This window comes from Xenorhabdus ishibashii (genome assembly GCF_002632755.1).
Classification (GTDB): Bacteria; Pseudomonadota; Gammaproteobacteria; order Enterobacterales; family Enterobacteriaceae; genus Xenorhabdus; species Xenorhabdus ishibashii.
The window spans coordinates 1,559,178-1,571,539 of the sequence record NZ_NJAK01000001.1 but is presented as its reverse complement, the minus strand read 5'-3'; the positions used below and the strand labels follow the sequence as shown (position 1 = coordinate 1,571,539).

Sequence of the window (12,362 nt, the reverse complement as noted above, 5' to 3'; positions counted from 1 at the left end):
TTGCATATAAATTCAATGTAGTGATTGGATTAATACTATTGGGTTAATACTATAAGGTGAATAAATCCCATGTTGAATACGCTGATAGTTGGTGCCAGTGGTTATACCGGAGCTGAGTTAGCAGCATATCTGCAACGTCATCCCCATGTCCATCTCTCCGGCTTGATGGTTTCTTCTCAAAGTTCAGATGCGGGGAAATGTTTTTCAGAACTTTATCCACAATATAGGGGTATTCTTGATTTGCCCTTACAGCCGTTGACCGATGTGATTGATACAGCAAAAGGAATTGATGTGGTCTTCCTCGCTACTGCTCATGAAGTCAGCCATGATATTGCCCCAATATTTCTGGAAGCAGGTTGTATCGTATTTGATTTATCTGGTGCCTATCGCGTACAAAATACACAGTTTTATAAAAAATACTACGGATTTGAGCATAAAAATGCTCAGTGGTTGAAGCAAGCTGTATATGGATTGGCAGAATGGCAAGCAGAGAAAATCAAGCAAGCACAATTGATTGCTATTCCCGGCTGTTACCCTACCGTTTCCCAACTTTCCCTGAAACCGCTGCTTGAACAAAATTTATTAGATACAGGGCATTGGCCTGTTATCAACGCAGTCAGCGGTGTCAGTGGTGCAGGTCGAAAAGCGTCGATCACCAATAGTTTCTGTGAAATTAGTTTGCAACCATATGGTGTTTTTAACCATCGTCATCAGCCTGAAATCACTACTCATTTAGGTACAGAGGTGATTTTTACCCCTCATTTGGGCAATTTCTCACGCGGTATCCTTGCCACAATTACCTGTAAGTTGAAATCTGGTGTGACAGAAGCACAAATTAGAGAAGCTTATCAACAGGCGTATCATGATAAGCCGTTGGTACGGCTATATAGCAAAGGGGTTCCCGCGTTGAAAGCTGTGGTTGGTTTGCCATTTTGCGATATTGGTTTTGCTGTTCAGGGGCAGCACCTGATCATCGTAGGGGCTGAGGATAATTTGTTGAAAGGGGCCGCGGCACAAGCCGTGCAGTGCATGAATATTCGTTTTGGGTATGAAGAAACTCAGGCGTTACTTTAATTATTAACATGTTTAATTTCTAAAATAGCTGAATGCCGAAAAATTAAGATCCCTACAGATATTAATACCGACAGAGGATAAATCCAATGGAACCGTTAGTTATCAAATTGGGTGGTGTGTTGTTAGATAGTGAAGAAGCGCTGGAACGGTTATTTACCGCATTACAGTTATACCGAAAAACACATAAACGTCCGCTGGTTATTGTACATGGCGGTGGCTGCTTTGTTGATGAACTGATGCAACGGTTGCAGATGCCGATTTTGAAGAAACAAGGTCTGCGGGTTACGCCTGAGGATCAAATCGACATCATTGCGGGGACGTTGGCCGGAACTGCCAACAAGAAATTGCTGGCGTGGGCAACAAAGTATCGTTTACCTGCCATCGGATTATGTCTGGGAGATGGGGGAATGGTTAAAGTTTCTCAACTGGATGAAGAGCTTGGTCACACTGGAAAGGCTCAATCAGGGACACCTGATCTCCTGAAGGTTTTGCTGGATTTGGGCTATATGCCGATTATCAGCTCAATTGGTATCACTGAACAGGGTGAATTGATGAATGTCAATGCCGATCAAGCTGCGACGGCTATCGCACAAGTGCTGAATGCAGATTTGATCTTGTTGTCCGATGTCAGCGGTATTCTGGATGGGAAAGGGAAAAAGCTCCCAGAAGTCACGGCAGAGCAGATCGCGCAGCTTATCGATCAGGGCATTATCACTGACGGCATGATAGTAAAAGTGAATGCAGCATTGGACGCGGCAAAAACACTCGGACAGCCAGTGGATATCGCGAGTTGGCGTCATGCAGATCAGTTGATTGCATTATTTAATGGCATACCTATTGGCACACGAATTTTGGCGTAATTGAACGTGTATTTACCGAACTTAAGTTTTTATTAAAATTAAAAAGGTTATTCCTATGACTAAAAGCATTAAGAAAATCGTTCTGGCATATTCAGGTGGTTTAGATACTTCCGCCATTATTCCGTGGTTGAAAGAACATTATGGCAATTGTGAGGTGATTGCGTTTGTCGCTGATGTCGGCCAAAGTCGTGAAGATCTGGAAGGTGTGGAGCAGAAAGCATTACGTTCTGGTGCTGCTGAATGCCACGTCGTTGATCTGCGTGAAGAGTTTATCAAAGAATATGTTTATCCAGTGCTGAAAACGGGCGCCTTGTATGAAGGAAGTTATCTGCTTGGTACGTCAATGGCTCGCCCAATTATTGCCAAGGCACAGGTTGAGCTGGCTCTGAAAGTGGGAGCAGATGCCGTTGCCCACGGTGCAACTGGTAAAGGAAATGATCAGGTTCGGTTTGAGAGTACTTATACCGCTTTGGCACCCCATCTGAAAGTTGTGGCTCCGTGGCGGGAATGGGATTTGCGTTCCCGTGAAGCGCTGCTGGATTATTTAAAAGTTCGTGATATCCCGACAACCGCAACACTGGAGAAAATCTACAGCCGTGACGAAAATGCCTGGCACATTTCAACCGAAGGTGGGGTTTTGGAAAGTACGTGGAATGCGGCCAATAAAGATTGCTGGGTATGGACAGCAGAGCCAGAAGAGGCGCCCAATGAACCGGAATATGTCACGGTGACGGTTGAAGGAGGTGAGGTGGTTGGCGTGAATGGTCAGGCGTTTTCACCCTATCAATGCCTTGATAAGTTAAATGAGTTGGGTGCTAAGCATGGCATTGGCCGGATCGATATCGTGGAAAACCGTCTGGTAGGGATGAAATCCCGCGGTTGTTATGAGACTCCAGGGGGAACCCTCATGATGGAAGCACTGCGTGGCATCGAACAACTGGTTTTGGATCGCGATAGTTTCAAATGGCGTCAACAACTAGGGCTGGAAATGTCTTATGTTGTATATGACGGTCGTTGGTTTGCGCCATTGCGTCAATCAATCCAAGCGGCAGCAGAAATTTTAGCGACCAGCGTCAGCGGTGAAGTGGTTCTGAAACTTTATAAAGGGCAGGTAACGGCAGTGCAGAAAAAATCAGCCAATAGCCTCTATTCTGAAGAGTTCGCCACCTTTGGAGAAGATGAAGTTTACGATCATCGTCATGCCGAAGGGTTTATTCGCCTCTATTCGCTTTCTGCACGTATTCGTGCTTTGAACAGCAAAAAGTAATTTTTGGGTAATCAACTTTTAGCAATTAGAAAATAGCAATTAGGAAAAACAGGAACGATATTATGGCACTTTGGGGTGGGCGTTTCAGTCAGGAAGCCGATCAGCGGTTCAGGCAATTTAATGATTCACTGCGTTTTGACTATCGTTTGGCGGAGCAGGATATTGTTGGTTCGGCTGCATGGTCAAAAGCATTGGTTACGGTAGGAGTGTTAACTGCCGAAGAGCAGCAAAAGCTGGAACTGGCTTTAAATGAGTTACTGGATGAAGTGCGAGTCAATCCCAAGGCCATTTTGCAAAGCGATGCGGAAGATATTCACAGTTGGGTAGAAGGGCAACTTATTGCGAAAGTGGGGGATTTGGGTAAAAAACTCCATACGGGGCGCAGCCGTAATGATCAGGTCGCAACGGATCTGAAATTATGGTGCAAAGATCAGATCGCTCACATTCTGACAGCATTAGTTGAGTTGCAACAAGCGTTGGTGTTCACTGCTGAAAACAATCAGGATGCGGTAATGCCAGGTTATACCCATTTACAGCGGGCGCAACCCGTCACTTTTGCCCATTGGTGTTTAGCCTATGTGGAAATGCTTAGTCGTGATGAAAGCCGCTTGCAAGATGCACTAAGACGGCTGGATGTCAGTCCGTTAGGATGCGGCGCGCTGGCAGGAACGGCTTATGATATTGATCGTGAACAACTGGCGTCATGGCTTGGTTTTACTTCCGCGACACGTAATAGTCTGGATAGTGTTTCTGATCGTGATCATGTCTTGGAACTGCTATCAGATGCGAGCATCAGTATGATTCATCTTTCGCGTTTTGCTGAAGACCTGATTTTCTTTAACAGCGGAGAGGCCGGATTTGTTGAGTTGTCAGATCGGGTAACCTCCGGCTCTTCCTTGATGCCGCAAAAGAAAAACCCAGATGCGTTGGAACTGATCCGTGGCAAGTGTGGCCGAGTTCAAGGCGCATTAACGGGAATGATGATGACTCTGAAAGGGCTTCCTCTCGCCTACAATAAAGATATGCAGGAAGATAAGGAAGGCTTGTTCAATGCGCTGGATACCTGGTTGGATTGCTTGCATATGGCGATACTGGTGTTGGATGGTATTCAGGTAAAACGCCCTCGTTGCGAAGAAGCAGCAAAACAAGGGTATGCGAATGCGACTGAGCTGGCTGATTATCTGGTGGCGAAAGGTATTCCGTTCCGCGAGGCTCATCACATTGTTGGTGAAATTGTTGTGACGGCAATTGGCAGAGGTAAGGCACTGGAGGCGTTTTCTCTGCTTGAATTGCAAGAATTCAGTAACGTGATTGCTGTGGATGTGTATGACGTTTTATCGTTGCAATCTTGTTTGGATAAGCGACTGGCAAAAGGCGGTGTAGCGCAAGAACAAGTGAAGCAAGCGATAAATCAGGCTAAACAACGACTTAGGGAAAAACACTAATAATCACACGCAGTTGATAGTTTTTTCCCCTCGTGGATATAATGATTTATTGATCAATATTATCATTGATATCAAATGCTGAGGTTGGGAATGAATATCCGCGATCTGGAATACCTTGTAGCACTTGCTGAACATCGACACTTTCGCCGAGCCGCTGATGCTTGTCATGTCAGCCAACCGACCCTGAGCGGGCAAATCCGCAAACTGGAGGATGAGCTTGGTGTGATGCTGCTGGAACGCACTAGCCGCAAGGTATTATTTACCCAACAGGGTATGCTGCTGGTGGAACAGGCCAAAACCGTATTGAGAGAAGTAAAAGTTTTGCAGGAAATGGCCTCCCTTCAGGGTGAAAGTATGTCTGGACCGTTGCATATCGGTCTTATTCCCACAATCGGCCCCTATCTCCTGCCACTTATTGTCCCTGAGCTGCATAAATTATTCCCCAAATTGGAAATGTACCTGCATGAGGCACAAACCCAAAACTTATTGGCACAACTTGATAGTGGAAAGCTTGACTGCGCTATTTTGGCGTTAGTGAAAGAGACCGAAGCATTTATCGAAGTGCCATTGTTTGAAGAGCCTATGAAGCTGGCGGTGTATGAGGAGCATAAATGGGCGGAACGGGACAAAGTTAAAATGGGTGAGCTATCCGGCGAAAAACTATTGATGCTGGAAGATGGGCACTGCTTGCGTGATCAGGCGATGGGATTTTGTTTTCAGGCGGGAGCCAAAGAAGATACCCATTTTAGGGCAACCAGTCTGGAAACTTTGCGCAATATGGTCGCAGCAGGCAGCGGTATTACATTATTACCTGATTTGTCTGTTCCGAATGAGAGAAAGCGGGATGGGATTTGTTATCTGGAGTGTTACGAACCGGAACCCAAGCGATCCGTGATATTAGTTTATCGTCCTGGCTCACCTCTGCGTGGTCGTTATGAGCAACTGGCAGAGGCGATTCGGACTAAAATGGGCAACTATTTCGCAATGCTCAGAAAAACATCAAAATAATCGGTTTAGTCCATTGAGTGCCGCAACACGGTAGGCTTCCGCCATTGTGGGATAATTGAAGGTAGTATTAACGAAATATTCGATAGTATTGCCTTCACCTTTTTGTTCCATGATGGCCTGACCGATGTGAATGATCTCTGCGGCACGTTCACCAAAACAGTGAATACCTAAAATCTGTTTTGTTTCACGGTGGAACAAGATCTTAAGACTACCCACATTCATACCAGCAATTTGCGCCCTTGCCAGATGCTTGAATTGGGCGCGTCCTACCTCATAAGGGATTTTCATTGCGGTTAATTGCTGCTCGGTTTTACCCACTGAGCTGATTTCAGGAATAGTATAAATTCCGGTTGGAATATCTTCCACCAGATGCAAGTTCGCATTGCCGGTTGTCATTGCTTTTGCCGCGATGCGCCCCTGATCATAAGCCGCAGAAGCTAAACTGGGATAGCCAATAACATCACCAACGGCATAGATGTTTTCATTGCTGGTTTGGTAGACGCGATTGACTTTCAGTAAACCTCGGCTGTCTGTTTCCAGTCCGACATTTTCTAAGCCTAGCTTGTCCGTATTACCTGTTCGGCCATTGGCATACAACAGGCAATCCGCTTTGACTTTCTTGCCAGATTTCAGATGAACAATGACACCATCATTAACGCCTTCAATTTTTTCATATTCTTCGTTGTGGCGGATGACAGTGCCACTATTCCAGAAATGGTAGGAGAGGGCATCAGACATTTCTTGATCAAGAAAGGACAGAAGATGATCACGGGTATTGACCAAATCCACCTTAACACCCAATCCGCGGAAAATGGAGGCATATTCACAGCCAATCACTCCGGCACCATAAATGATGACATGGCGTGGTTCGTGATCCAGTTGCAATATGGTGTCGCTGTTATAAATGCGGGAGTGGGTGAAGTCGACATCGGGAGGGCAGTAGGGACGGGAGCCGGTGGCAATGATAATGTTGTCTGCACTCAAGATATCAACACTATCATCGGCATAACGCACACTTACCCGATGTTCATCAATGAAAGTGGCTTCTCCTGCAAACATTCGACAACGATTACGTTCATAAAATCCTTGGCGCATCTTCGTTTGCTGATTAATAACGACTTCAGCATGGCGCAGAATTTCTGAAAACGAGGAGCGAAGAATGCGGGAGTTATCACTGTAGAGAGGATTTTGATTAAATTCGATAATACGACTAACGGCATGGCGGAGCGCTTTCGACGGAATGGTGCCCCAATGAGTACACCCACCACCGACATTATTATAACGTTCTATAACAGCAATGTTTTTGCCTTGTTTTACTAACCCCATTGCTGCTCCTTCCCCGCCGGGACCAGAGCCAATCACAATGGCATCAAAATGAGTATGTTGCATAGAGGAAAGACCTGTTTTTACACAAAATAACAACGCTATCTTAACATTAGTTGAAGCAATAACCCAATGAGCATAAGGTTTTTATCTCATTGTTTAGAAATAGACCAGGAAAACATTGAATAATAGCTTTAAGAGAACAATCACAGCAAACTTAGCAGAATCTGTTATATTTGCCCGATTAGAGTCGAGATAGATCAGGATTGTTGTGAGTAACGTAACCGGCGTTAGAGCAAAACAAAAAGAGAAAACCCGCCGCTCCCTGATTGAGGCGGCATTCAGCCAACTCAGTGCTGAACGCAGTTTTACCAGCCTGAGCCTACGGGAAGTCGCTCGGGAGGCAGGTATTGCACCGACTTCTTTTTATCGACATTTTCGCGATGTGGATGAGCTGGGGCTGACGATGGTGGATGAAAGTGGTTTGATGCTGCGTCAGTTAATGCGTCAGGCTCGCCAGCGCATAGCCAAAGGTGGTAGTGTCATCCGTACTTCGGTTTCAACTTTCATGGAATTCATCGGCAACAATCCCAATGCGTTCCGTCTATTGCTGCGTGAACGCTCCGGTACATCGGCTGAATTTCGTGCGGCTGTAGCACGAGAAATCCAACATTTTATTGCCGAATTGGCAGACTATCTTGAGCAAGCCAGCCATATGCCACGTCATTTTACTGAGATACAAGCTGAGGCGATGGTGACAATCGTGTTTAGTGCAGGTGCAGAAGCATTAGATATTGATGAAGAAAAAAGGCGTCGCCTCGAAGAGCGTTTGGTTTTGCAACTCCGCATAATTTCCAAAGGCGCTTATTATTGGTATCGTCGTGAGCAAGAAAAAAATACTGTCCCTAAAGCGATCCCTAAATCCTCTGAATAATAATGAAAGGAGAATAATACGATGGAACAATACCGCCAAGATAAAAGCACAATGTTGCTGGCTCTTATCGTTGGAATGGCAACACACGGAACTTTCTCAACATTTTTCAATTCATTTGTCCCTTTTTCTATTTTCCCTCTTATTGCATTGGTACTTTCTTTATATTGTCTCCATCAACGTTATTTGAATTATCCAATGGCAGAAGGATTACCAAAACTGGCCACGGGATGCTTCTTCTTAGGCATGTTTGTGTATAGTGCATTCATTCGGATGGAATATCCGGCAATTGGCTCTAATTTCTTGCCTGTCTTTATTGGCACTCTTTTAGTGTTTTGGATCTACTTAAAGATGAAAAAGCGCAAGCAGCAAGCAACACTCACTTCAAAAAGCTAAAGTTAATCGCTTTTATCGAGAATGATCCAATAAAAAACGCCACGAAATTGACTCTGTGGCGTTTTTGTTTTTAATGACGTTATGTTCTTTTTTCCAGTAGGACACCGCATTCCATATGGTGGGTATAAGGAAATTGGTCAAATAGCGCCAGTTTGTTGACTTTGTGGGTTTGTGTCAGTGTTTCCAGATTTTGGCAGAGCGTTTCTGGATTGCAGGAAATATAAAGAATACGCGGATAAGCTTGAACCATTTTTAGTGTTTCTTCATCCAACCCACTTCGTGGTGGATCAACAAAGATGGTCTCACATTGATAATTACTTAAATCAATGCCTTGTAAGCGATTGAACTCACGCTCTCCGTTCATTGCCTGAGTAAATTCTTCCGCTGACATGCGGATAATCTGCACGTTATCAATTTCGTTTGCTGCGATATTAAATTGTGCGGCTGCCACTGAGGGCTTGGCAATTTCTGTTGCCAGTACTCGTTCAAAATTCTGCGCCAGCGCCAGAGAGAAATTACCATTGCCACAATACAACTCAAGCAAGTCACCTTTCGAGCCTTTGGTGATATCAATTGCCCATTCCAACATATGAATATTAATGTTGGCATTCGGCTGTGTGAAGCTATTTTCAACCTGACGATAAATCATGGTCTTGCCTGCAACAGACAGCGCTTCATCAATATAGTCATGGTCAAGCATGATCTTGGTTTTTGCTGCACGTCCAATAAGTTGTACATCAAATCCTGCTGCGGTTAGTTGGTTACGCAGAGCGGTTGCATGTTCACGCCATTCATCCCCCAGTTTTTTGTGGTAAAGCAGAGAGACAATGATTTTGTTACTGCGGGTAGAAAGGTAATCCACCTGAAACAGTTTATGGCGTAATACTGGATTGTCTTTTACGCCAGCAATGATGGCTTGCATCATTTTATTGATTAGATGATTGGCAACTGGAAATTGATCAATACGGATACGCTGTTTAGTTTGTTGATCAAACATGATGTGGTAGAGGTCATCTTCCTCATGCCAGATACGGAATTCTGCGCGCATTCTGTAATGGGATGCAGGGGAACGGAAAACTTCAGGCTCAGGTGCGCCAAAAGGGAGCATCATTTCTTTTAGGCGATGGACTTTCTCCATCAATTGATTTTCATAATTTTCCGTTGGCAAGGCATTCTGCATTATCGGGTTCTCGTCGCGTTAAGAAAAATTTCCGAGCGCATTGTAGGGAAAGTACAAAGGATGTCCAGTTTTCTGGTTTATCCGCTTTTTTTTTGATAGAAAGGCATTCTGGACACGCCAGGATCTCCATCGTAGCATGACGCTTTATAGTTAAATATAGATAGCCAGATACCACACACATTCTCATTACAAATCTTATGACAAATAAAAAACAGATTCTTCTATATGCTACGTCCGTGGCGATATTTTCTGGTTGGAGCCATGTTGCAGTTGCAGATAATCAAGATACATTGGTGATTACAGCCAATCGTTTTAAGCAGCCGATTTCTTCAGTATTGGCACCAACGACAGTAGTGACTCGTGAAGATATAGAACGTTGGCAATCCAGTAGTTTAGTTGATGTTTTGCGCCGTTTGCCGAGTATTGATATTGCACAGAATGGGGGGATGGGGCAGCACTCTTCTTTATTTGTACGTGGTACAAATTCAAGTCATACCTTGGTGCTGGTGGATGGGATCCGTTTGAATCAGGCAGGCATTACCGGAGCCGCCGATTTTAGCCAGATCCCAATTTCAATGGTGCAAAGAATAGAATATATCCGTGGCGCGCGTTCTGCCGTATATGGTTCTGATGCTATTGGTGGCGTGATCAATATCATCACAAAACGGGAACAACGCGGGACAACACTGAATGCAGGGTTCGGCTCGAACGGGTATCAAAACTATCAGGGTTCAACACAGCAAAATATTGGTGAGAATACTTTATTAACTACAGCCGCAGGTTATACCTATACCAAAGGGTTTGATGTGATCGTTGATGGTAAAACGGGAGGATATCGTCAGCCAGATCGTGATGGCTTTATGAGTAAAATGTTATGGTTGGAAATAGATCATAAAATAAATCAACAAATGAGCGGATTTGTCCGAGCCTATGGATTTAATAATCGGACGGCTTATGATGCATGGAGTATCAATGAAGCAGATACTCGCGAACTTTTCAGTCGTACCTATGATGCTGGTATTCAATTTAACCAAGGCATCTATTCTTCTCAATTCATTGTCAGTCACAGCCACGTTAAAGATTACAATTATGTTCCTAAACATGGGCGTTATGGTAATAACTCTAGTTTGAGTGATTCAAAACAATACAATGTGCAATGGGGAAATACGTGGCAAGTCGGTCATGGCGCAATCAGTAGTGGGATTGATTGGAAAAGAGAATGGGTTGCCGCTGGCTCCAATAATATCCCTGTACAAAAATATGTTGATAATACGGGATTATATTTAACTGCCCAGCAAAAAGTACAAGATGTCATTTTAGAAGGTGCTGTGCGTTCAGATCACCATTCTGAATATGACTGGAATACTACGGGGCAAATTGGCATCGGCTGGGAGTTTATTGATGGTTATCGTTTTATCACTTCGTATGGAACGGCATTCAAGGCACCGACTTTGAGTCAGCTTTATAGCAAATGGGGAAATGAAAACCTTAAACCAGAAAAAAGTAAGCAATGGGACATCGGAATTGAAGGATTGACTGGGCTACTTAACTGGCGTCTATCTGTTTATCGTAATGATATTGAACAGTTGATAAATTTTGCCAATAACCGTTATGAAAACAGCGATAAGGCAAAAATAAAAGGTGCCGAGTGGACGGGAACAATGGATACCGGTATGTTCCAGCATCAACTCACATTACAGTACATTGATCCGCGTGATGGTTATGGTCAGCAATTAACTCGCAGAGCCAAACAGCAAGTTAAATATCAATTGGATTGGGAAGCCATTAATATCGATTGGGGGATCACCTATCAATATCTTGGTCGGCGTTATGACCAAGACTACAGTACATATCCTGCGAAAACAGTGAAATTAGCCGGTGTAAGTCTGTGGGATATCAGCGCCTCATATCCGATCACTGACCACCTAACAATTCGTGCTAGAATAGTCAATCTGTTTGATAAGCATTATGAGACAGCCTATGGCTATCGCACCCCAGGAAGAGAATACTACCTCACTGGAAGCTACAACTTCTGATTTAAACAAAACCGCCCGTCCAACGATTCTGGTTTTTGATTCTGGAGTAGGTGGTTTATCTGTCTATCAAGAGATTCGGCAACTCTTGCCGGATCTCCACTATATATATGCTTTCGATAATGAGGCATTCCCTTACGGCGAGAAAACGGCGGAAGTGATTGTAGAAAGGGTTGTCCAGATTGTTGATGCAATCCAGAAAAAACACCCTTTGGCGGTTGTTGTTATCGCTTGCAATACTGCAAGTACAGTCAGCTTGCCCGCTCTGCGTGAACGTTTTTCTTTTCCTGTTGTTGGTGTTGTACCAGCGATAAAGCCTGCTGCGAAACTAACCTGTAATCGTGTTGTGGGATTATTGGCGACACGCGCTACAGTGAATCGAGACTATACCAAAGAATTAATTGCAAGGTTCGCTACGGATTGCCAGATGTATGCAATTGGTTCTGCTGAATTGGTCGAGTTAGCTGAACGAAAGTTACATGGCAAGGATGTTCCACTAAAAGAGTTAGAGAAAATACTAAAGCCGTGGCTAAGAATGAAAGAACCACCGGATACTATCATTTTGGGTTGTACGCACTTTCCTTTGATAGCAGAAGAAATTGCACAAGTTTTACCAGATGGAACAAGATTAATTGATTCGGGAGCTGCAATTGCCCGCAGAACTGCATGGCTCATCAAAAATCGGGAAGATTTGTTTTTAACAACCGCCGATAATTTAGCATATTGCACAAAAATAGAGCCGGTGAATGAAAGTCTGCGCCCCATTTTACGCGAATTAGGTTTCTTAACGCTGGAAAAACTACCAACTTAAGTGAAATTTGGCGCAATAATCATCTGTTGGTGAT

The 12,362-nt window shown here is 44.2% G+C and carries 11 protein-coding genes; 9 read left to right on the top strand and 2 right to left on the bottom strand.

All coding sequences use genetic code 11. The features are described from left to right. The first annotated feature begins 69 nt into the window (after positions 1–69). The 5 genes from argC to oxyR all read left to right on the top strand — a co-directional run bounded on the left by argC (position 70) and on the right by oxyR (position 5,654). Entirely contained in the window at positions 70–1,074 is a 1,005-nt protein-coding gene (gene argC / locus Xish_RS07505; RefSeq protein ID WP_099117331.1) for an N-acetyl-gamma-glutamyl-phosphate reductase, read from the top strand. Between the two features lie 86 nt (positions 1,075–1,160). Beyond that, positions 1,161–1,934 carry an acetylglutamate kinase gene (argB, locus tag Xish_RS07500; RefSeq protein WP_099117330.1) on the top strand — a complete coding sequence of 258 codons (774 nt, stop codon included), beginning with the start codon at positions 1,161–1,163 and terminating at the stop codon, positions 1,932–1,934. Between the two features lie 55 nt (positions 1,935–1,989). Next, a complete protein-coding gene (locus Xish_RS07495) occupies positions 1,990–3,201 on the top strand; it encodes an argininosuccinate synthase (protein ID WP_099117329.1) in 1,212 nt (403 codons plus the stop codon). A 62-nt stretch (positions 3,202–3,263) separates the two neighbouring features. Further along, positions 3,264–4,646, top strand: coding sequence for an argininosuccinate lyase (argH, locus tag Xish_RS07490; protein ID WP_099117328.1), 1,383 nt, complete (start codon positions 3,264–3,266; stop codon positions 4,644–4,646). 90 nt (positions 4,647–4,736) lie between these two features. Continuing rightward, positions 4,737–5,654, top strand: coding sequence for a DNA-binding transcriptional regulator OxyR (oxyR, locus tag Xish_RS07485; RefSeq protein ID WP_099117327.1), 918 nt, complete (start codon positions 4,737–4,739; stop codon positions 5,652–5,654). On the opposite strand, the gene sthA is transcribed toward oxyR, so the two are convergent. Then, the gene (gene sthA, locus Xish_RS07480; RefSeq protein WP_099117326.1) at positions 5,646–7,043 is read right to left on the bottom strand and encodes a Si-specific NAD(P)(+) transhydrogenase; all 1,398 of its coding nucleotides are present in this window, start codon (positions 7,041–7,043) and stop codon (positions 5,646–5,648) included. The genes oxyR and sthA overlap by 9 nt on opposite strands. A 205-nt stretch (positions 7,044–7,248) precedes the next feature. On the opposite strand from sthA, the gene fabR reads away from it, so the two are divergent. Together fabR and Xish_RS07470 are read left to right on the top strand one after the other, a co-directional pair. Then, the gene (fabR, locus tag Xish_RS07475) at positions 7,249–7,911 is read left to right on the top strand and encodes an HTH-type transcriptional repressor FabR (protein ID WP_074019106.1); all 663 of its coding nucleotides are present in this window, start codon (positions 7,249–7,251) and stop codon (positions 7,909–7,911) included. Between the two features lie 21 nt (positions 7,912–7,932). After that, positions 7,933–8,304, top strand: a complete 372-nt coding sequence (locus tag Xish_RS07470) for a YijD family membrane protein (protein ID WP_099117325.1) — start codon at positions 7,933–7,935, stop codon at positions 8,302–8,304. A gap of 79 nt (positions 8,305–8,383) precedes the next feature. Here Xish_RS07470 and trmA read toward each other — a convergent pair whose 3' ends face one another. Next, positions 8,384–9,484: a tRNA (uridine(54)-C5)-methyltransferase TrmA gene (gene trmA / locus Xish_RS07465; protein ID WP_099117324.1), complete on the bottom strand. Its 1,101-nt coding sequence runs from the start codon at positions 9,482–9,484 to the stop codon at positions 8,384–8,386. 197 nt (positions 9,485–9,681) lie between these two features. Between trmA and btuB the strand changes: the two genes are divergently transcribed. Continuing rightward, a complete protein-coding gene (gene btuB, locus Xish_RS07460) occupies positions 9,682–11,520 on the top strand; it encodes a TonB-dependent vitamin B12 receptor BtuB (RefSeq protein ID WP_099117323.1) in 1,839 nt (612 codons plus the stop codon). Continuing rightward, on the top strand, positions 11,465–12,328 hold the full coding sequence (gene murI, locus Xish_RS07455; RefSeq protein ID WP_099117322.1) for a glutamate racemase: 864 nt from the start codon (positions 11,465–11,467) through the stop codon (positions 12,326–12,328). Before btuB ends, murI begins: the two co-directional genes overlap by 56 nt. Positions 12,329–12,362 lie beyond the last annotated feature (34 nt).

Coding starts and splice junctions, on each gene's coding strand:
- Xish_RS07470 (WP_099117325.1), top strand. CDS start 7,933: ATGGAACAATACCGCCAAGATAAAAGCACAATGTTGCTGGCTCTTATC.
- argB (WP_099117330.1), top strand. CDS start 1,161: ATGGAACCGTTAGTTATCAAATTGGGTGGTGTGTTGTTAGATAGTGAA.
- murI (WP_099117322.1), top strand. CDS start 11,465: ATGGCTATCGCACCCCAGGAAGAGAATACTACCTCACTGGAAGCTACA.
- oxyR (WP_099117327.1), top strand. CDS start 4,737: ATGAATATCCGCGATCTGGAATACCTTGTAGCACTTGCTGAACATCGA.
- argC (WP_099117331.1), top strand. CDS start 70: ATGTTGAATACGCTGATAGTTGGTGCCAGTGGTTATACCGGAGCTGAG.
- trmA (WP_099117324.1), bottom strand. CDS start 9,484: ATGCAGAATGCCTTGCCAACGGAAAATTATGAAAATCAATTGATGGAG.
- sthA (WP_099117326.1), bottom strand. CDS start 7,043: ATGCAACATACTCATTTTGATGCCATTGTGATTGGCTCTGGTCCCGGC.
- btuB (WP_099117323.1), top strand. CDS start 9,682: ATGACAAATAAAAAACAGATTCTTCTATATGCTACGTCCGTGGCGATA.
- Xish_RS07495 (WP_099117329.1), top strand. CDS start 1,990: ATGACTAAAAGCATTAAGAAAATCGTTCTGGCATATTCAGGTGGTTTA.
- argH (WP_099117328.1), top strand. CDS start 3,264: ATGGCACTTTGGGGTGGGCGTTTCAGTCAGGAAGCCGATCAGCGGTTC.